At 73.6% G+C, this 20,206-nt stretch carries 11 protein-coding genes; 4 read left to right on the top strand and 7 right to left on the bottom strand.

Annotated elements, in window-relative coordinates; all coding sequences use genetic code 11:
• Positions 1 to 99: 99 nt before the first annotated feature.
• Complete coding sequence (locus ACWEVP_RS18570; protein ID WP_452063759.1) at positions 100 to 1,662, bottom strand: DUF6801 domain-containing protein; 1,563 nt, start codon at positions 1,660 to 1,662, stop codon at positions 100 to 102.
• Between the two features lie 254 nt (positions 1,663 to 1,916).
• On the opposite strand from ACWEVP_RS18570, the gene ACWEVP_RS18565 reads away from it, so the two are divergent.
• Positions 1,917 to 2,852 carry an ATP-binding cassette domain-containing protein gene (locus ACWEVP_RS18565; protein WP_452063758.1) on the top strand — a complete coding sequence of 312 codons (936 nt, stop codon included), beginning with the start codon at positions 1,917 to 1,919 and terminating at the stop codon, positions 2,850 to 2,852.
• Positions 2,849 to 3,682 carry an ABC transporter permease gene (locus tag ACWEVP_RS18560; protein ID WP_452063757.1) on the top strand — a complete coding sequence of 278 codons (834 nt, stop codon included), beginning with the start codon at positions 2,849 to 2,851 and terminating at the stop codon, positions 3,680 to 3,682. The genes ACWEVP_RS18565 and ACWEVP_RS18560 overlap by 4 nt, the downstream gene beginning before the upstream one ends.
• On the opposite strand, the gene ACWEVP_RS18555 is transcribed toward ACWEVP_RS18560, so the two are convergent.
• Genes ACWEVP_RS18555 through ACWEVP_RS18535 form a run of 5 tightly spaced genes read right to left on the bottom strand, consistent with a single transcriptional unit; the run spans position 3,679 to position 15,581 of the window.
• On the bottom strand, positions 3,679 to 4,785 hold the full coding sequence (locus ACWEVP_RS18555; RefSeq protein ID WP_452063756.1) for a glycosyltransferase: 1,107 nt from the start codon (positions 4,783 to 4,785) through the stop codon (positions 3,679 to 3,681). The two genes, ACWEVP_RS18560 and ACWEVP_RS18555, sit on opposite strands and share 4 nt — an antisense overlap.
• Positions 4,782 to 5,558: an alpha/beta fold hydrolase gene (locus ACWEVP_RS18550; RefSeq protein ID WP_452063755.1), complete on the bottom strand. Its 777-nt coding sequence runs from the start codon at positions 5,556 to 5,558 to the stop codon at positions 4,782 to 4,784. Before ACWEVP_RS18550 ends, ACWEVP_RS18555 begins: the two co-directional genes overlap by 4 nt.
• Positions 5,546 to 5,836, bottom strand: a complete 291-nt coding sequence (locus ACWEVP_RS18545; RefSeq protein ID WP_364465269.1) for an acyl carrier protein — start codon at positions 5,834 to 5,836, stop codon at positions 5,546 to 5,548. Before ACWEVP_RS18545 ends, ACWEVP_RS18550 begins: the two co-directional genes overlap by 13 nt.
• Positions 5,833 to 9,675, bottom strand: a complete 3,843-nt coding sequence (locus ACWEVP_RS18540; RefSeq protein ID WP_452063754.1) for a beta-ketoacyl synthase N-terminal-like domain-containing protein — start codon at positions 9,673 to 9,675, stop codon at positions 5,833 to 5,835. The genes ACWEVP_RS18545 and ACWEVP_RS18540 overlap by 4 nt, the downstream gene beginning before the upstream one ends.
• Positions 9,669 to 15,581 (bottom strand): SDR family NAD(P)-dependent oxidoreductase, encoded by a 5,913-nt coding sequence (locus ACWEVP_RS18535; RefSeq protein ID WP_452063753.1) that lies wholly within the window; start codon positions 15,579 to 15,581, stop codon positions 9,669 to 9,671. The genes ACWEVP_RS18540 and ACWEVP_RS18535 overlap by 7 nt, the downstream gene beginning before the upstream one ends.
• 215 nt (positions 15,582 to 15,796) lie before the next feature.
• Between ACWEVP_RS18535 and ACWEVP_RS18530 the strand changes: the two genes are divergently transcribed.
• Positions 15,797 to 16,585: an SDR family oxidoreductase gene (locus tag ACWEVP_RS18530; RefSeq protein WP_452063752.1), complete on the top strand. Its 789-nt coding sequence runs from the start codon at positions 15,797 to 15,799 to the stop codon at positions 16,583 to 16,585.
• A 3-nt stretch (positions 16,586 to 16,588) separates the two neighbouring features.
• Positions 16,589 to 17,554: an aldo/keto reductase gene (locus ACWEVP_RS18525; RefSeq protein WP_452063751.1), complete on the top strand. Its 966-nt coding sequence runs from the start codon at positions 16,589 to 16,591 to the stop codon at positions 17,552 to 17,554.
• Here ACWEVP_RS18525 and ACWEVP_RS18520 read toward each other — a convergent pair.
• Positions 17,546 to 20,155: a CHAT domain-containing protein gene (locus ACWEVP_RS18520; protein WP_452063750.1), complete on the bottom strand. Its 2,610-nt coding sequence runs from the start codon at positions 20,153 to 20,155 to the stop codon at positions 17,546 to 17,548. The two genes, ACWEVP_RS18525 and ACWEVP_RS18520, sit on opposite strands and share 9 nt — an antisense overlap.
• Positions 20,156 to 20,206: the final 51 nt, after the last annotated feature.

The raw sequence follows: 20,206 nt of genomic DNA, 5'->3' as shown, positions 1-20,206 counted from the left end.
GTAGTTACTCACGATTCCTGTTGGTACACAAGGAATCCGCGTTTCTTGTCATGCCGCTCAGTGGTGCGCGGCGCGGTTTTTCCGCGCCGCGTCACAACTTCACTTCTTGGTGAGGGTGACCTCCAGCCTGTTGCCGGGGCCGGAGGTGATGCCGGTGATGAGACCGGTCAGGAAGCCACAGCCGGTGAACTGCGGGATGCCGTAGGTCGCGGTGAGCTTGCCGCCCTTGAGCGGGTCGAACCCGGCCGCGGAGACGAGCGGCACGTCGGCCGGCTTGACCGTGTGGCAGGAGGTGGACGACAGGATCGGGAAGCCGAACACCCGCACCTTGGTGAGCTGGACGTCCACCTGCGCGTTCGCCTTGACCGCGCCGCCGGTGAGGGTGCCGTTGATCGCGCCGACCTGGTTCAGCTTCACCGTCGCCGACGCGGGGATGAAGCCGAGCACGCGGAAGTCCACGTCGGACTTGGGCAACGCGAGCTGGGCGCCGAACTTGCCGGACGCGGCGTCGAGCTTGGCGTCCAGGGTGCCCGGGCCGAGCGGCAGCGTGGCGTGCAGCTGCTTGATCGTCGACTTGCCCTTGACCGTGTACTTGACCTCGATGCCGCCCGGCGGGGTGGTCGGCTGGGTCGTCGGCGTGGTCGGTTCGGTCGTCGGCGTCGTGGGCTCGGTCGTCGGGGTCGTCGGCTCCGTGGTGGGAGTCGTCGGCTCCGTCGTCGGGGTCGTCGGCTCCGTGGTCGGAGTCGTCGGCTCCGTGGTCGGGGTCGTGGGCTCCGTCGTCGGCGTGGTCGGCTCCGTGGTCGGGGTCGTCGGCTCCGTCGTCGGAGTCGTGGGCTCCGTCGTCGGGGTCGTCGGCTCCGTCGTGGGAGTCGTGGGTTCGGTCGTCGGTGTGGTCGGCTCGGTCGTCGGGGTCGTCGGCTCCGTGGTCGGAGTCGTGGGCTCCGTCGTCGGCGTGGTCGGCTCCGTCGTGGGAGTCGTCGGCTCGGTCGTCGGAGTCGTGGGCGTGGTCGGGGTCGTCGGGGTGGTCGGCGTAGTCGTGCCGCCCGCCGGCTTGATCTCGAACGTGCCCAGCTGCTGGTTCTGGCCCGGGACGGCGACGCAGTCCGAGGTGAACGTGCCGAGGTCGGTCGGCTGGCCGTCCGCCGTGCGCGGGGTCATCGTGGTGCTGAAGTTCCCGACCGTCACCGACGCGGTGCCCGGGCTGGGGAACGTCACGGCCGGCGCCTTGCCGCTGCTCTTGACGTGGAACGCGCCCGACGGCGGCACCGGCGTCGAGGCGATGGTCAGCGGCAGGTTCAGGTTCAGAGTCTTGTCGACCGGGTACTTGAGCACGGCCGCGGCCTTCGCCGAACCGTCGAGCGACGTGGCGCCGACCAGCGCCAGGCCCTCGGTCGCGGTCTCCGGGACGGTGACGTCGACGTCGAAGGTGATCGGGGTCGACGACGCGCCCGCGACGGCGTTGTCGGGCAGGTTCGTGTCGATCTTCACCGACAGCACCTGGTCGCCGATCAACGGGAACGGGCAGTTGTAGTTCAGCGTCAGGCTCACCGGCGCGGCCTGGGTCGGCCCGGCCCCGACCAGCGCGACGGTCGCCGCGATGCCCGCGACGGTCGCGACGGCGAGGCCGTAGGCGGGCTTTCTCGACTTCCACGAAAACTTCACGGATGGTCACCTCGGGGAATGGGGGTAATTTCAGCGAAAAGTACCTCCGTAAAACCGGGTTAACAAGCGAGTCGGAATTCTTTGTCACGCACAGGGGAGCGCCCCCCACCCGAAGGGTCACGCAGGTCAACGCTTGTCACGCGCGTGCTATCCGGCGTCGCGAAAATTGTCACGCGCCCGGCGAATGGCGGCGATCTTCTTGCTCGCACCGGCCGTTTCCCGATATCTTTTCGCGAGCAGGGAAAGGAGCGGCCATGAACCAGCCGGTCATCGCCGTGACGGACCTCGCGAAGACCTACGGCGAAGTCACCGCGCTCGCCGGGATCAGCCTGTCCGTCGCCCGCGGCGCGGTCCTGGCGGTCCTCGGCCACAACGGCGCCGGGAAGACCACGCTGATCGACATCCTCAGCACGCGCGTCCGCCCGAGTGGCGGCACCGCCCGCGTGTGCGGCTACGACGTCGTGCGGCGCGGGCGCGCGGTCCGGCGGCGGATCGGGGTCACCGGGCAGTTCGCCGCGGTCGACGACGCCCTGTCCGGCCGCGGCAACCTGGTGCTGATCGCCCGGCTGCTGGGCGCGAGACCGCGGCAGGCGCAGGCACGGGCGGCCGAGCTGATCGCGTCGTTCGGCCTGGAAGACGCGGCCGACCGGCCGGCGGGCACGTACTCCGGCGGCATGCGGCGGCGGCTGGACCTGGCCGCGGGCCTCGTCGGCGCGCCGCAGGTGCTGTTCCTCGACGAGCCGACCACCGGCCTCGACCCGGTCAGCCGGTCCGGGCTGTGGTCGGTCGTCGAAGGCCTCGCCGCGCGAGGCACCACCGTCGTGCTGACCACCCAGTACCTCGAGGAAGCCGACCGGCTGGCCGACCACGTCGTCGTCCTCGGCTTCGGCCACATCACGGTCGCCGGGACGCCGTCACAGCTCAAGGCCCGGCTCGGCAACCGGACGGCGACGCTGACGTTCGGCACCGAACTGGCTCTGCGGCGCGCGGTGGACGCGTTGGCGCGCTTGGGTTTGGCGGCCGGCCGCACCGGACTGGTGCTCTCGGTGCCGCTGAGCGGCCCCGGCGACATCCCGGTGCTGGTCCGCGCGCTCGACGCGGCCGGCGCGCCGCTGCGCGACCTCACGGTGACCGAGCCGACGCTCGACGACGTCTACCTGTCGCTGCACCGGACGGCGGTGGCGTCGTGACGCAGGCCCGGCACCGCATGGCGGTGGCCGCGCTCGCCGACCCCGCGGCCTGGCCGGAATCCGGTTTCTGGACGCAGGTCCGCGTGCTGGCGGCAAGATCGCTGCGCACGGCGTTCGGCGACCGGCGGCTGGTCTTCTTCGGACTGTTGCAGCCGGTGGTGCTGCTTCTGCTGTTCAGCCAGGTGTTCAGCGGCGTCGGGGCGCTGCCGGGCGTCGCAGCGTACCAGGGTTACGTGAACTTCCTGGTGCCGGCGACGCTGGTGAACATCGCGATGACAACGGCGATGAGTTCGGGCGCGGGCCTGCTGGCGGAGATCTACGGCGGGTTCACCGGCCGGTTGCGCTGCCTGCCGATTTCGCTGTTCTCGGTGCTGGTGGCCCGCACGCTGGCCGACGGCGCGCGGCTCGGCGTCCAGCTGGCGGTGACGGCGCTGGCGAGCGTGGTGTTCCTGGGGTTCCGCCCGGCGGGCGGGGTGCTCGGCCTGGGGCTGGCGCTCGTGCTGACGCTCGTCGTGGGCTGGTGCCTGAGCTGGGTGTTCGTGGCGATCACGACGTGGCTGCGCAAGGCGGAAACGCTGCAGGCGGCGTCCTTTGTGGTGATGTTCCCGCTGATGTTCTCCTCGAGCGCGTACATGCCGCTGGACACGATGCCGGCGTGGGTCCGCGCGGTCTCGGCGGTGAACCCGCTGACGTACGCGATCGACGCGACCCGGGCGCTGGCGCTGGCGCGCCCGATCGGCTGGTCGGTGGCGACGGCCCTGGTGATCGCCGCGGTGGCCGCGGTGGCGGGCTCGGTGCTGGCGGCCCGTACCTTCCGCAACCGCGCTTAGCCCAGTGACTCCAGCTGGGTCGCCGCTTCCTCCGCACCGCCCGCCGCCTCGAACGAGTCGCGGATCTTCGCCGCGCCCGGACGGTACTGTTCCGCTGCCTCGATCGCCTTGCGGATGTCCGCCGCCTTCGCGCGGTCGAACCGGACCCGCGCCCCCGCCCCCGCGGCCGTGACCTGCTGGGCCAGCATCGACTGGTCGTCCCGGATCGGGGCCACCACCAGCGGCACCCCCGCCGCCAGCGCCTCGCACACCGTGTTGTGCCCGCCGTGGCAGACCACCACCGAGGCGCGCGCGAACACCGCCACCTGCGGGATCCGTGGCGCCAGCTCGACGCTTTCGCTGACCAGCCCACCGGACGGGTCCACGACGAGTCCCCGCACGGACGGCATCCCGGCCAGCGCGTCGACGCACTCGGCGAGGAACCGTGAACCCGCCGAAGCGTTCGACGTCCCCAGCGTCACCACGACCAGCGGCCGATCGTCCACAGGGGACCACTCGCCCGCGGCTTCGGGCAGCGCCGGGCCGACGTAGGACACCGGTACCGCCAGCCGTGACTCGCCGGCCAGTGCCCGGGTCGTGAACGCCAGCACCAGGTGCGGCGAGAACCGCAGGTCGCCGAGCAGCACGCCGTGCCGGGCGCGCAGCCCGGCTTGCAGGTCGTCCACCCAGGACGCGATCTTCGGCAGCGAACCCAGCGGATCGGCCAGCTCGGTCGACGTCGACGCCGACGTCGCCCACGGCAGCCCGCACCGCGCGGCCACCAGCGCCCCCGCCATCGCCTGCTGGTCGGCCACCACCACGTCGGGGGCGAACGAGGCGACCGCCGAGGCCACCCCCGGCACCATCGCGTCGGCCAAGGGCACCAGGTACGACTCCCAGAGGTACTTCAACGCGGCGAACCCGCGCAGCCCGGGCGGCCGCAGGGCCAGGGAGAACTGCCCGGAGTCCCCGGCCGGGAACACCGGCCCCGAGACCAAAGTGGACAGTTCGGGGTCCGGGCCGCACCAGGCCACCTGGTGTCCACGCCGGGAGAGCGCCGCGGCCACTCCGCGCAACGGCGCCACGTGCCCGGCCAGCGGCGGCACGACGATCAGGAACCTCACGCCGCGTGCCGTTCGACCCACTTCAGCACCAGCTCGCGCACTTCCCGGTGCTGCTCCACCAGCACCGAATGCCCCTGCCCCTCGAACACGTGCAGCTCGCCGTGCGGCAGCAACGACGTCAACGCTTCGAGGTCGTCGGCCTGGTAGCCGTGACTGCCCAGGATGGACAGCACGGGGCAGCCGATCGCGGCCACCTGCTCCCACGTCAGCAGCGGCCCGAGCGGCACCTCTTCGGCCATCGTCGTCGACGTGATCCGCTCGGCCGCCATCCGCGCGAGCCGCCGGTGGTGGGCGCTGAAGTTGGCCTCGATCCAGTCGAAGCTCTCCTCGACCTGGAGGAACCGCACGGTGTGCGCGAGGATCTCGGCCATCTTGCCCGCCCACACCTCGGTCGCGGGCTCGGACTCGATGCACACGATGCTGCGGACCCGCGACGGGTTGGCCACCGCGTAGCTGTAGGCGAGCGTCCCGCCGAAGCTGTTGCCCACCAGGTGCACCGGCCGGTCGACGCCGAGCTGGGTCAGCAGGTCGTCGAGGTCGGCGACGAAGTCCCCGAGGGTGTAGCCGCGCTCCGGGCGCTCGGTCTTGCCGTGCCCGCGCAGGTCGTAGCTGATGACGTCGATGCCGGCGGCCGCGACCGGCGGCGCCAGCGTGAGGTAGAAGCTGGCCAGGCTGTCGGTGCCCATGCCGTGCAGGAACACCACGGTCTCGGTGCCACCGGCGGGCACGAGCTGCACGTTGGTGCGCAGCCCGTTCACGGTCATCGTGGGCACGTGCGCTCCCCCACGAACCGGGCGATGTCGCCGACGGTCAGGCCGATGACGTCGTCGAGGTCCTTTTCCGCCAGGTACTCGGCGAGGTTGACGTCCGCGCCGAAGTGCTCGGCGAGGATGCTCGCGAAGGTCACCAGGTCGATGCTCTCCAGCTGCAGGTCCTCGTGGAACGTCGTGTCCGGCGTGATCTCGATGCCGAGCACGTCGGTGTCGCCGGTGAGCTGGGTCAGCAGCTCGGCGACGACGTCGAAGACGGCGGACGCGTGGTCGATGGTCATGGCGTGCTCCTGAGTCGTGCGGTGGCGGTGTCCCCGGTCAGGTCGACGGCGACGGCGAAGTCCGGGAGTGCGCGGCCGCGGCCGGACACCCGGCCGTCGGCGTGGACGCGGATTTCCGCCGGGTAGACGGGTTCGGCGAGCCGGGCCCGGACGGCGTCCTTGGCGGCGATGCGTTCCAGCAGCCAGCCGCGCTGCCGCCGCGGCGGGACGGCGGCGAACTCGGCGCGTTCTTCGGCGCTGAGGTAGATCCCCGCGTAGATGTCCCGCGCGGCGACCGTCGGCCAGCGGTCGGTGACCGCGACCGAACCGTCGGCCCGTCGTTCCGCCAGGAGGTTTTCCGCCGGGAACGCGTAGACGCGGTGGGCCGCGCGGTCGCAGGGGAACCGGACGTCCCGCCAGCCCTCGACGCTCGCCAGCACGCGGCCGTCGCGCACCAGCTCGGCCGTCATCTCGAGGACGTCCGGCCGCGGCAGACGGACGCGGACGAGGCACTCGAGCCGCGTGCCCGCGACGGGTTCCGGCCCGTGCCAGGTGAGCCTGCCGATCGACCGCGGGAAGGCGAGCAGGCCGTCGGACCGGGTGGCCATCAGCCAGCAGCCGAGCAGCTGGCCGACGTTGTCCAGCAGCCCGCCCGGCGCCCCGGGCACGACCAGTTCGCCGCGGATGTGCTGCTCGCCGAGCCCGGTCAGCCGGGCCAGGCCCTGGTAGGAGGGCCCGTGGAACATCTCGCGCCGCGCGTAGATTTCGGCCGCGCTCAACGGCGGTGCTGTCTCGGGCCCGGGCACCGCGGTCCGTGCCGGCGGCGGCGCGTACGTCCCCAGTTCCACGGTCATCAGCGCGTACGGTCCGATCTCGACGGTCACGTGGTCGCCCTCGCGGCTCATCGACAACGGCACCCGCCGCGCCGGGGAGGCGATGAGCCAGCGCGAGAACACCGCGTCCCGCACCGCGACCGCCGTCGTGCCCGGCCAGGTGCGTTCGACGGTCCGGCAGGCGAGGTCCACCAGCGTCGTCGCCGGGACGACCGGCCGGAAGTCGGACTCGTCGGGCCAGCCCTCCCGCTGCCGGAAGAACCGGTGGTCGCGCAGGTACGGCATCGCCGCCAGCGAGACGTCCACAGTGGACTCGGTGTGCCGGCGCGCGGCCGCGGCGACGACGTCCGCCGCGGTCTGCCGGGTCTCGGTGAGCAGCGCGGTGAACTCGGCGACGATCGCGTCCGGCACCCCGTCGGGCAGCGCGGGCAGGGCGCGGTCGTCGAGCAGGCCGCGGGCCTGCTCTCCCAGTGACAGCATGGAGTTCCCGGTGGCGAGCCGGATCCGCCGCGGTTCGAGCGCTTCGAAGTCCGGGGCACCACCTTCGACCCACAACGCGGTCGCGACGCGGCGCAGCTGCGCGAGCCCGGACCGGGTGCCGGACGCGGCGGCGACGACCAGGTGCCGCCGCTCGCCGAGCGTGTCGGTGACGTAGGAGCCGAGCTGCCCGGCGCCGACCTGCACGAACGCGCGGAACCCGGCGTCGTGCAGCGCCTCGGTGAGCGCCCGGAACCGGACCGGGCGGATCAGGTGCACGAGGTACAGCTCGCGGACGGCGTCGGGCTCGGCCGGGTAGGGCCGCGCGGTCGTCGCCGACCAGACCGGCAGCGCCGGCTCCCGCAGGTCCAGCTCGGCGGCGAGCCGGGCGAACGGCGCGAGGTACGGGCGCATCAGCGGGGTGTGGAAGCCGGAGCGGAACGGCAGCGTCCGCGCCACGATCCCGGCGCCGCGGCAGAATTCCGCGAACTTCGCGACGGACTCGGGCGGCCCGCAGACGATCGTCTGCTTCGCGGCGTTCTCGTGCGAGACGACCAGGTCGTCCGGCAGCACCCCGGTCACCCGCTCGACCGGGCAGCCCAGCACCAGGTAGTCCGCGTCGGGCAGCTCGAACCCACCAGGCCAGTAGCGGGCCGGCAGGTCCGGCACCGGCCGGTACATCCCGGCGGACTGCATCGCGGTCCACTCGCCCACGCTGTGCCCGGCGAGCGCGTCCGGCCGGATCGCCAGCCGCCGCAGCGCCTGGTCGAGCACCAGCCCGCACGCGGACACACTCGTCGCGCGGTCGAGCACGCTCGCGGTCGACCACCGTGGACGGTCGAGCCCGAAGTGCTTCGCCACGTCGTCGATCCGCGGTTCGGCACCGTCTTCGAGTCCCGGGTGGACGAACGCGATCTTGCCGGACGGCAGCAGCGGGTCGACCGAGCACCAGACGTCCCCGCCGCCGTGCCACGGCTTGCCCGTCGCGGCCACCTTGGCGAGCACCTTGCGGGCCGTGGCCAGCTTGCGCTCGTCCGGGCCGGCGATCCCGACGCGGCAGGGCCCGTCGCCGTCGCCTTCACCGGGCCGGTCGAGGCGCTCCAGCAGCTCTTCGGGGGTGTTCGCGGCCAGCCGCAGCACGCGTTCCGGCTCGTCGACCCGCACCCGCCGCTTCGGTGCCGGGTCCCCCGCCTCCAGCACGACGTGCGCGTTGACGCCGCCGAAGCCGAACGCGTTGACCGCGCCGACCCGCGGCAGCGCGCCCCACTCCTCGGCCTCGGCCAGCACGCGGAAACGCGTCTTGTCCAGCAACGGGTTCGGATCCGCGCAGTGCAGCGTCGGCGGCAGCACGCCGTGGTGCAGTGCGAGGGCGACCTTGACCAGGCCGGCGACCCCGGCCGTCGGCAGCGTGTGCCCGATCATCGACTTGACCGAGCCGATCACCGAGCGCGTCCCCTCGACCTGGCCGAAGACGTCGGCGACGGTGGTCAGCTCGGCGGCGTCGCCGGCCGGCGTTGCGGTGCCGTGGGCCTCGAGCAGGCCGATCTCCGCCGGATCCCGCCCTTCCCAGGCCCGCCGCAGCGCCAGGGTCTGCCCGGCGACCGACGGGCTGAGCAGGCTCGCGCCGCGTCCGTCGCTCGACGTCCCGCTGCCGCGGACCACGGCGTACACGCGGTCGCCGTCGCGCCGGGCGTCGGCCAGCCGCTTGAGCACGACGAGCGCGGTGCCCTCGCCGATGAGCATGCCGTCGGCTTCGCGCGAAAGCGGGCTGATCCGCTGGCTCGGCGACAGCGCGCCGAGCTGGGTGAACAACGACCAGAGCGTGTCGTCGTGCGTCTGGTGCGCGCCGCCGGCCAGGACGACGTCGCAGCGGTGCCGGGTCAGCTCGCCGATCGCCTGGTCGACCGCGACCAGCGAAGACGCGCACGCGGCGTCCACTGTGTACGCCGGGCCCCCGAGGTCGAGCCGGTTGGCGACGCGGGCGGCGGCGAGGTTCGGCACCAGCCCGGCGGCGGTCTCCGGCCGGAACTCGCCGAGCGGTTCGAGCAGCGCCGTCCGCAGCCGGTCGAGGACGTCCGGACCGGCCGACGGCAACAGTTCGCCGACCGTGCGGGTGATCTGCCGGACCGTGCGGACCCGCTGGTCGAAGCCCTGCAACCCGGGCGAGAGGTAGCCGCCGCGGCCGAGCACGACGCCGATCCGCTCGGGGTCGCCGAGCCGGCCGAGGCCACCGGCGTCCTCGACGGCGGTCACGGCGACGGCCAGCGCCGTCAGCTGATCCGGCTCGGTGCCTTCCAGGGACGTCGGCGGGACGCCGTGGGCGACCGGGTCGAACTCGATGAGGTCCGGGGTGAACCCGCCGCGGCGGCCGTGGGTCCGGTCCGGCGCGGTGCTGTCGTGGCCGTGGAACGCCGGGTCGCGGCGGTGCGCGGGAATCTCGGTGACGGCGTCGACGCCGCCGGCGAGGTTGCGCCAGTACTGGTCCACTGTGGACGCGCCGGGCAGGAACACGCCCATGCCGACGATGGCGACCGGCTCCTGGCTCACCACAGCGACGCCGTGTAGAGCACCGCGCGGTCCGTGCCGTAGGCGAGTTCACGCAGCAGGGCGGCGGTGCCCGCGTCCGCGTCGAGCAGGCTGATGTCCCGGCGCTCGTACTCGCGCGCGAGTTCCGGGGACACCATGCCGCTGTGGTCGGCCGCGGGCGCCCACGGTCCCCAGTGGACGGTCACCGCCCGGCCGGGCCGGCTCTCGGCGAGCGCCTCCAGGGCGTCGTTCGCGGCGGCGTAGTCGGTCTGGCCGCGGTTGCCGAGCACCGCGGCGATGCTGCCGAAGAACGTGACGAACCCGGGTTCGGCGTCGAGCGCGTCGAGGAGGGTCCGCGCGCCGTCCACTTTGGTCTCGTACACGGTCCGGAACGACGCTTCGTCCTTGTCCACCATGAGCTTGTCGTCGATGACCCCGGCGGCGAAGACGACTCCGTCGAGCCGGCTGGGCAGGTTCTTGACGAGGCGCCGCACGGCGTCCGGGTCGCGCACGTCGAGCGAGGTGTAGCCCGCGCTGCCGCCGGCGGCGCGGATCTCGTCGAGGGTGCGGCCGATTTCGCGCTGGGCCAGCACGGTCCGCACGCGGCGTTCGATCTCGGCGACCGAGCCGCCGCGACCGGCCAGCACCGCGCGCATCGCCGTGGGGTCTTCCGGCAGGTCGTCCGGCTCGCCCGGCCACGGCGTCCGGCCGGCGAGCTCGAGCCGGCAGCCGGAGGCGGCGAACGCGATCGCCGCCCGGGCGGTGATGCCGCGGGCGCCGCCGACCAGCAGGACGACGGAGTCCGGGCCCAGGCCGAGCGCGGCGAGCTCCCCGCCGCCCGGCCCGGCGCCGGAGTAGGCGATCGACGGGAGGTCCGCCGGCCGCGGCTCGATGGTGAACCGGCCGGCGTCGTCGTGGCCCACCACCGGTGGACCGTCGCTGAGGGCCTCGTCGACCAGGGTTTTCGCGACGTCCTGCGTGACCTCGACGAGCCTCGTCACGCCGTCGCGTTCCAGCGCGGCCGAGCGGACCAGGCCGCGCAGGCCCGGCGTGCCCGGCTTCGCCGCGACGAGCACCGTGCCCTTGGCGTTTTTGAGCTGGGTGAACAGGTCCGGGGCGTCGCCGGCCGTCAGGACGGTGATGTCGGCGTCCCCGGTGACGACCTCGGCCCCGGCCGCGGCGAAGGCGGCGCGCACGGCGTCGTCCGGTACCGCCACGGTCTTCCCGCGCAGCCGCCCGGGGTCCGGGTCCAGCGGCACGGGCACCCGCTCGAGCCGGTACCGGGTGGGCGCGGCCGCGGCGGGTGTGGGGTTCAGCCAGCTCTCCAGGTGCGCGGTCAGCGCGTTCGCCGTGCGGTCGCGGCTGAGCTGGTCGGTGCGGTCGTCGGCGGGGAGGCCGAGGCGGCCCAGCAGGGTCCCGGCGATCTCGGTGCGCTTGATCGAGTCGATGGAGAGGTCGGCTTCGAGGTCGAGGTCGCCGGCGATCATTTCGGCCGGGTAGCCGGTGCGTTCGCTGATCACGCCGATGACGGTGGTGAGGACGTCGGCTTCGGGTTCCGGTTCGGGTTCGGGCTGGGGCTCGGGTTGCGGTTCCGGAATCCGGACGGGCTCTTGGACGACGACGGGCGCGGGCGCGCCGCCGAGGTAGCCGAGCATGACCTCCCGCTGCGCCGCCACGAGCTCGCGGGTGGTGCGCAGGAAGTCGACGACGGCCTGGTCGCGGCCGCTCGCGGGCTGGGTCATGGCGGAACTCCGGATTCGTCGGGCCGGGGGCAGGGCGGGGACCTCGGCACCGGGCGCACGGGCGGACCGCCCGTCGACGGCCCAGGCGGTCGGGGACGGGGCCGGGCGCGGTGCCCGGGTCAGGCGCTCGGTGCGGACGTCGACACCGGCTTCGGCGAGGGTGCGCAGCGCGGTCAGGAAGGCCGTGAGGTCGGGCCCGCACGCGACGACGGTGTGCGGGCGGTCGCCGAGGATCTCCTTGACCAGCCCCGTGAGCACCCGGCCGGGCCCGACCTCGACGAACGTCCGCGCGCCGGCTTCGTACATGGCTTCGATCTGGTCGAGGAACCGCACGGGCGCGCCGATCTGCGCGGCGAGTTCGCTTTTGACGTCGCCTTCGTACGGTTTCGCGGTGCGGTTCGACCAGACCTTCAGCCGGGGAGCGGCAATGGCCTCCCTGGTGAGTTCATGGGCGAAGAGGTCGCCGGCCTTGGCGACGAGCGGGCTGTGGAAGGCGCAGGCGACGGGGATCCGCTGGGCGGCGACGCCGGTTTCGCGCAACCGCCGGATCGCCCGTTCGACGGCGGCGACGGGTCCGGAGAGGACGACCTGCTCGGGCGCGTTGTGGTTGGCGACGACGACGTCCGGGCCGATCAGGGTGGGGGTGAGCAGGTCCCGCGGCGCCTTGACGGCGGCCATGGTCCCGGGCTCGGCGACGTCGGCGATGGCGTGCGCGCGGGCCCGGCTCAGGCGCAGGAGGGTCTCGGTGTCGAAGGCCCCGGCGACCGAGAGGGCGACGAGTTCGCCGTAGCTGTGCCCGGCGACGAAGTCGGGCCGGACGCCGGTTTGCGCGAGGAGCGTGGCGACGGCGGTTTCGACGAGCCCGAGCGCGGGCTGCGCGACACGGGTGTCGGTGAGGGCGCGTTCCTGGGCCTCAGTGGCGTCGAAGGCGTGCGGGGGAAACGCTTTCGCGGCGACATCGGGGGCGAGCCGGAGGAGGTCGGCGAGTTCGGGGAAGTGCACGAAGAGGTCGGCGAGCATGCCGGGACGCTGGCTGCCCTGGCCGGGGAAGAGGAAGGCGACCTTGCCGGGATCGGCCGCGCGAGCCTCGCTCGCTGAGGTCCAGGCTCGCCCGGCACCGCCCGCCCCGGCCCCGCCAGGGTCGGCAGCAGCCCACCGGCTCCCCGCACCGCCCGCCCCGACCCCGCCAAGGTCGGCAGCAGCCCACCGGCTCCCCGCACCGCCCGCCCCGGCCTCTTCACCGCGGGCGCGCCCCGCCGCCCGGTCAGCCACCGCGCGCCGCAGGTCCGCCAGTGCCTGCTCCGCTTCCGGGGCCCAGTCCCGCACCCCGTGCCGCCGGTCCGGGGCCACCGGGCCGGCGCCCAGCACCGCGTGGAAGTTCGTGCCGCCGAAGCCGAACGCGCTCACCCCCGCCAGCCGGGCCGGTTCCGCCCAGGGCCGGGCCGAAGTCGTGAACGTGAACGGGCTCGTCTCCGCGTCCCAGGCCGCGTTCGGGGCGGTCAAGTGCAGCGTCGGCGGCACCACCTCGTGCCACAGCGCCAGCGCCGCCTTGATCAGCCCGGCCAGACCCGCCGCGCACTTCGTGTGGCCGATCTGGCTCTTCACCGACCCCAGCACGCACGCCCCCGGCGCGGCACCCGCCGCCGAGAAGAACCCCGTCAACGTGCGCAGCTCGGTCGCGTCGCCGACCACCGTGCCCGTTCCGTGCGCCTCCACCAGTCCCACGTCCACAGGGGACACTCCCGCGTCGCGGTAGGCCCGCTCCAGCGCGCGGTGCTGCCCCTCCGGCCGCGGCGCGGTCAGGCCCAGCGCCTTGCCGTCGCTGGCCGCGCCCACCCCCTTGACCACCGCGTAGATCCGGTCGCCGTCGCGTTCGGCGTCGGACAGCCGCTTCAGCACCAGGCACGCCACCCCCTCGCCGAGCGCGATGCCGTCGGCCGCCGCGTCGAACGGGCGGCACCGGCCCGTCGGCGAGAGCGCGCCCGCCGAGGTGAACATCAGGTAGTCGTGGATGCCGTTGTGCAGGTCGACCGCGCCGCACAGGACCAGCTCACTGGTACCCGCGCGCAGCTCCTTGGCAGCCAGGTCCAGTGCGGCCAGCGAAGAACCGCACGCCGCGTCCACCGTGTAGTTCGCGCCGCCGAGGTCGAGCCGGTTGGCGATCCGGCCGGAGATGACGTTGGCGAGCGTGCCGGGGAACGTGTCCTCCGTCGGCTGGGGCAGCTGGGCCAGCAGCTCGGGCGGCACCTCGGCCAGGTAGCCGTCGAGCAGCGAACGCAGCGTGCCCGCGTTGGCCAGGTCGCCGCCCGCCTCCGCGCCGAACACGACGCTCGTGCGCTCGCGGTCGAAGTCGCGGTTCGCGTAGCCCGCGTCGGCCAGCGCCCGGCGCGCGGTCTCCAGCGACACCAGCTGCGCCGGGTCGATGCTGCCCATCGCCGACGGCGGGATGCCGTGGTCCAGGGGGTCGACGGCCACCGGCGGCAGGAACCCGCCCCACTTCGACGTCGACTGTCCGAAGTAGACGGAATGGTCCCAGCGGTCCGGCGGGACCTCGGTGACGGCGTCCGCGCCGCGCAGGACGTTCGACCAGAACGCTTCGAGGTCCGGCGCCCCGGGAAAGGTGCAGGCCATCCCGATGACGGCGATGTCCCGGCTGTCGCGCGGCGCCGGTTCTTCCCGCCGGGCAAAGGTTTTCCCCGACGTGACGTCGCGGTGCAGCCCGGCGACGGTCGTCCGGCGGTCGCGCAGCACGGCGACCTCGCCCGCCATGAACATCCCCTCGGCGAGCTGGGTCCCTTCGTCCAGCGGCGAGCCGTCCCGCCGGACGCCCTTGCTCGCGACGCGCAGCCGTCCGGTGTTCAGCTCTTCCAGGCGCTGCCAGGCTTCCTGCGCGGGCACGTCCCGCAGCCCCGCTTTGACCTGCTCGAACTCCGCGGTGTACGGGCTCGGCAGGCAGCGCGTGCGGTGGCCCGGCGCGGTTTCGAGGGTGACCGTCGCGCCGGCGGCGAGCGCCCGTTCCTGGAACAGCCCGGTGATCGCGCCGTGCGCCACGGCTTCCTCGGTGAAGAGGTAGGCGGTGCCCATCAGGAGGCCGACCGCGTCGAGCGGCGCCGCCATCGCGGTGACCATCGCCGCGGAGCGGGCGTCGTGGATCCCGCCGGCGAACAGCACCTCGACGTCTTCGGCCGCACCGAGCACGGCCAGTTGCTCTTCCCACAGCTCGAAACTCGGCAGCGGGCCGACGTGCCCGCCGCACTCGGCGCCTTCGAAGACGAACCGGCGGACCCCGGCGTCGAGGTACTGGCCGAGCAGGACCGGTGAGGGCACGTGCACGAACGTCGCGATCCCGTCCGCCTCCAAGGCCTTGACCTGACCGGGTTTCCCGCCCGCGATCAGCACGCACCGCGGCCGGACGGCCCGGATCGCGGCGAGCTGCTCGACGCGCAGGTCGTCGGGCACGAAGCCGAGGATCCCCGCGCCCCACGGCCGGTCGCCGAGCCGCTCGGCGGTGCGGGTCAGCAGGTCCGTGGTGCGCGCGCCGTCCGCCGTGGCCACCGCGACGAACGGGAAGCCGCCCGCGCCGGCGACCGCGGCCGCGAACCCGGGCTGGTCGCTCACGCGCGTCATCGGGCCCTGCACGACCGGCAGCGCGCTGCCCAGCGTCCGGCACAGCCGGTCCGGCTTCGTCACCGCGGGGACCTCGGCGCCGACGACCCGGCGGACGTCCGCTTCCACAGTGGACTCCAGCAGCACGCCGGCCGCGCCACCGGCGAGCGCGCCCACCGCCGTCCGCGGCCCGGCAACGCGACCCCACACCGGGACGTCGAACCGGCCCAGAAGCTGTTGCAGCAGAACGAAGTCGCTCAGTTCACCACTGCGGGCGAGCAGCCCCAGCGCGCCTCCCGCGACAGCTTCCGCGGCTGTAACGGAATCGGACACCTCGGCGAGCGCGCCGGTCCACGGCGCCCGCGTGCGGACGGCGAACGCGGCACCTTCGGGAACCGGGCCGTCCGTGCGCACGCCGTAGGGCACCCGGACCCGCGCGGCGACGAGCCGGAGGGCGGCCGGATCGGCGCCGTCGAGCACCCCGAGCCCGCCGCCGCGCGCGACGGCGGCCACCGCGCCGGGGTCGCCGATGCCGAGGCACCGCTGCCGTCGAGCGTGCGACGGCGGGACGAGCTCGGCCATCGGCGGACCTCCTGTGCGGGATGGGGTGATCTTCACGAGACCAATCACAGGAATAACGCACCAGGCCCGGAAAAAGCAATACTCGTGCTAGGGTGCGAAACTGTGGAACATGGCACTATCAAGGCACTGACCAGCACTTTTATCATACGGCTTCTAAATGAGAAATACCATTCACTCACCTGCGTAACAATGGCTCGAAAAATACGGGAGCCCCTGTGGAACTGACCGGGCGCGTGGTCGTGCTGACCGGCGCGGCACACGGGATCGGGGCGGCGATGGCCCGCCGCTTCGCCGCGGAAGGCGCGGCGGGGGTCGTCGTGTCCGACGTCGACGCCGCCGGCGCCGGCCGGGTGGCGGACGAGATCACCGCGGCGGGCGGGCGCGCCGTCGCCCTGACCGCCGACGCGACGTCCAAAAAGGACCTGAAGACGCTGGTCGCGGCGGCCCGCGCCGAGTTCGGCGAGGTGGACCTGTTCTGCGCCAACGCGGGCGCGGCCTTCGGCACCGGCGTCCACGCGGCGGACGAGCAGTGGGCGAAGTCGTGGGAGATCAACGTGATGCAGCACGTCCACGCCGCGCAGGTCGTGCTGCCGGCGATGCTCGCGCGCGGCGAGGGGTACCTGCTGATCACCGCGTCCGGCGCCGGCCTGCTCGGCACCCCCGGCGACGCGCCGTACTCGGTCACCAAGCACGCGGCCGTCGGCCTCGCCGAGTGGCTGGCGATCACCTACCGGCCGCGCGGGGTGCGGGTCAGCGCGCTGTGCCCGCTCGGCGTCCGCACGGCGCTGCTCGAACCCGGCATCGCCGCCGGGCACCCGGCCGCGCTGGCGATCGCCGCGGCCGCCCCGCTGCTCGAACCCGAAGACGTCGCCGCGGCGGTCGTGGCCGGGCTCGGCACGGAGGAGTTCCTGATCCTGCCGCACGCCTCGGTGCGGGAAGCGGTCCTGCGCAAGGCCGGCGCGGTCGACGCGTGGATCGACGAGATGGCCGTCCAGGGAGGCTGAGCAGTGGAGTACCGCAGGATCGGCGCGAGCGGGCTCGCCGTGAGCGAGATCGCCTACGGCAACTGGCTGACGCACGACGCCCCCGGCTGCGTCGCCGCGGCGCTGGACGCCGGCGTCACGACGTTCCACACCGCGGCGGCGTGGGACGGCGGCGCCGCGGAAGCCGCGTTCGGCGAGGCGTTCACCGGCGTGCGCCGCGACGAACTCGTACTGTGCACCGGCGTGTTCTGGCCCGAAGGTCCCGGCCCGAACGACGCCGGGCTGAGCCGCAAGCACGTGATCGCGTCGCTGGAAGGCTCGCTGCGGCGGCTGCGCACCGACCACGTCGACGTCTACCAGCTGCTGCGCTTCGACTACCGGACCCCGGTCGCGGAGACGTTCCTCGCGCTCTCGGATCTGGTGCGGCAGGGGAAGATCCGGTACGCCGGCACGGCGGAGTGGACGGCCGAGCAGCTGCTGCAGGCCCGCGAAGCGGCCGAGCGGTACGACGTCCCGCTGATCAGCAACCAGCCGCACTACTCGATGCTGTGGCGGGTGGCCGAGGCGCAGGTGATGCCGGTGGGCGAGCGGATCGGCCTCGGGCAGTTCGCGTCGGTGCCGCTGGCGCAGGGCGTGCTGACCGGCAAGTACCGGGACGGGCGCGTCCCGGCGGGCTCGCGCGCGGCCGGGAAGCCCGCCACGCGGCCGCTGCTGATACCGGAGCTGCTGGACCGGGTCGAGCTGCTGCGCGGCGTCGCGGACGACGTGGGGCTGACGCTGGCGCAGCTCGCGCTGGCGTGGACGCTGCAGCACGAGACGGTGGCGTCGGCGGTCGTCGGCGCGAGCACGCCGGAGCAGGTCACCGAGAACGCGAAGGCCGCCGGTGTCCGGCTGGACCTCGACGTCCTGACCCGCGTCGACCACCTGCTCGGCAGCTTCGTGCAAACCGATCCGCGGCTGGTGTGGTCACCGCCGGCGTCGTCAGCCTGAGCCCAGGCAGACGAACGGGCGCCGGAACGGGTCGACGGCGATCGCGTCGGCCAGCGCCAGCGCGGGGCTGTCGCGGACGGCCAGCGCCCGGTAGTAGTCGTCCATCGCGGCCGCCGAGGCCAGGTCGCCGACGCGCGACAGCGGCGCGATGACCGTGCGGGAACCGCTGGCGAGCAACGCGCTGGCGAAGCCGAGTGCCTCGTCGCCGGGCCGGATGCGGTTGAGCGCGAGCTCGCACGCGGCGAAGACGACCTGCCGCGGCGGCTGCCGCAGCCCGGCCATCTCGTGCCCGAAGAGGGCGCCGTCGGCGAGTTCGAGCCGCGAGAACAGCGCGTTCTCCGGCTCGTGCGCGCCGTGCGCGGCGAAGTGGGCGAGCTTGGCGCCGTCCATCGCGCGCAGCACCGACTTCACGGTCGCCTTGGCACCGGTCATCGTCGTCGCGGTGCGGTAGTGCGTGGTGAGCTTTTCCAGCTCACCCCGCGCGCCGGCCAGGCCGGGCCCGCGCACGAGCACGATCTTGCGGGCGCGCGGCGACTTCGTCAGCTCGGCGGCGAGCCACGCGGTCGCCGACGGCGCGACGACGGTGGGCCGTCCCCGCAGCCCGGGCAGGACGCCCCACGGCACGGCGTAGAGCGGCCCGGTCGGGACGATGACCAGCTCGCGGTCGCCGATCGTGCCGGCCAGCGGCCGGATGAGCTGGGTGTCGAGCTTGTCGGCCTGCTTGCGCGCCGAGGCCATGACGACCTCGGCCAGCCGTTCGGGCAGGTTGTCGGGGGCGAGGGCGTCGAGGTCGACGTTGAGCACGCGCGCGGACTCGGCGGCGGCCCCGGCGGACCCGAGCCGCACGAGCCGGCACTCACCCCCGGCCACGACGACGGCGACGAGCTCGTCCCCGGAAGCGGCGAAGCTGACCATGGCCCGGTCGCCGAGCCGCTCGAAGACCTCGTTGAGCGCGGCGACCGGCCGCGGCCGCCCCCACCGCCCGGTGTGCCAGCCGAGCCGCTGGGCCTCGCGGAGGCGTTCGTTGTACTTGGCGCGCAGGCCGGCGATGGGGTGCCCGTCGTGCTGGGCCTCCTGGATGGCCTGCCCGAGGCCCCGCACCTCGGCGACCCGCGCGGCGAGCTCGGGATCGGTCCCGGCCGACAGCGGTTCGTACCGGTAGGTCTGCGCGCGGGTGCGCTCGAGCCAGACGAAGAGGCGCCGGGCGTCATTGCGTTCGAGCACGAGCTTGACGGCGAGATCGGCGAGCTCCTGGCCGTGCAGGGCGGTCCCGGAGACGAGGTCCAGCCCGCCCATCCGGTCGCGCACGGCGTCGAGTTCGGTGAGCCCGGACCGGATTTCGGTGAGGGCCTTGGCCCGGCTCCCCTGTGCGACGGCGAGTTCGGCCCGGCAGAGGCGGCGCAGCATCCGGTAGTCGATGGGGGTCAGCTGCCCGGGGCGGGGAACCTTGTCGAGGGTCTCGACGGCCCGCTTGAGGTTCCCGCGGCGGATGTCGAGACGGACGGCGAGCATCCGCGCGGTGGCGGCCTGGTCGGCCAGCTGCGCTGCCGGCATCTTGTCCGCCAGCCGCAGCGCACGGGTCGGCAGGGCGCTGGGGACGGTCCCGGAGCGCAGCGCGTCCCGCGCGTCGGCTTGCAGGCCGGTCAGCGTGGCGTTCGCGATGCAGGTCTGGCAGCCGACCCGCAGCATCTTGCGGCGCGCGGAGTCCGCCATCTGGCGCGCCAGCTCGATCTCGTCGGTCATCAACGCCGCCGAGGCGCGGTACTGCTCCGCACGCGCCACCTCGCGGGTGATGCTCTGCTCGGCGAGCAGCTTGGGCAGCACCTCGTCCAGGTGCGCACCCGCCTCCTCGGCGAGCCCGGCCGCCAGCAGCGCTTCCGCCTGCTCGAACCGCAGGCCCTCGGGAACGTCCAGCTCCAGCGCGCGGTAGCTGCGCTCGGCCACCTCGTACAGCCGGAGCGCCTCGGGCACGTCACCGGTGCGCAGCGCGAGCATGCCCATGGTGCGCCGCATGTCGGCGGCGACCGTGCGGAGCTCGTACTTCTCGGCGAGCTCGAGCGAACGGTTGAGGTCTTCCTGGGCCTGGCGCACGTTGCCGAGCCGGATCTGCACCCACGCCCGCGACGAGAGGGTCTGGACGAAAGCGCCCATCCTCGTCTCCGGCGCCGGGCCGTTGGCCAGCCGGTACTCCTGGTGCTCGACCGAGATGTCGAACGAAACCAGGCTCTCCTCGTTGCGGCCCACGCTCATCAGGCGGGCCGCGTAGTTGTGGTTGAGCGCGCCGTTCAGCTCGGCTTGGAGGACGTCGTCCGGTACCGCGTTGATGAGGAGCCGCACGTCGTCGAGCCCCGCGAGACCGGCCGCGAGGTCCCCGCTGATCTCGGAGGACAGCGCGGCCATCAGGCTGGCCAGCCGGATCCGGGTGACCAGCCAGTCGGTCCGGTGCTCCGGGGCCACGGGGTGGATCGAGTCCAGCATCGTCATACCGCGGCGAAGCAACCGGACTCCCTCCCGGTAGTGCTTCAGGCAGGACCCCTCGGCAGCTTGGCGCTGAAGAGCACGGACCGTCTCGATGACTTCGGTCGGGTCCAGGTTCGTCACAGGCACACTCCTATGACATCACAGCAAGTCGCAGAAAGAAGCCCGCCTGCC

This window comes from Amycolatopsis sp. NPDC003865, assembly GCF_053605345.1.
Note: the sequence above shows the minus strand (reverse complement) of the source record. Positions and strands in the feature narration are given on the sequence as shown.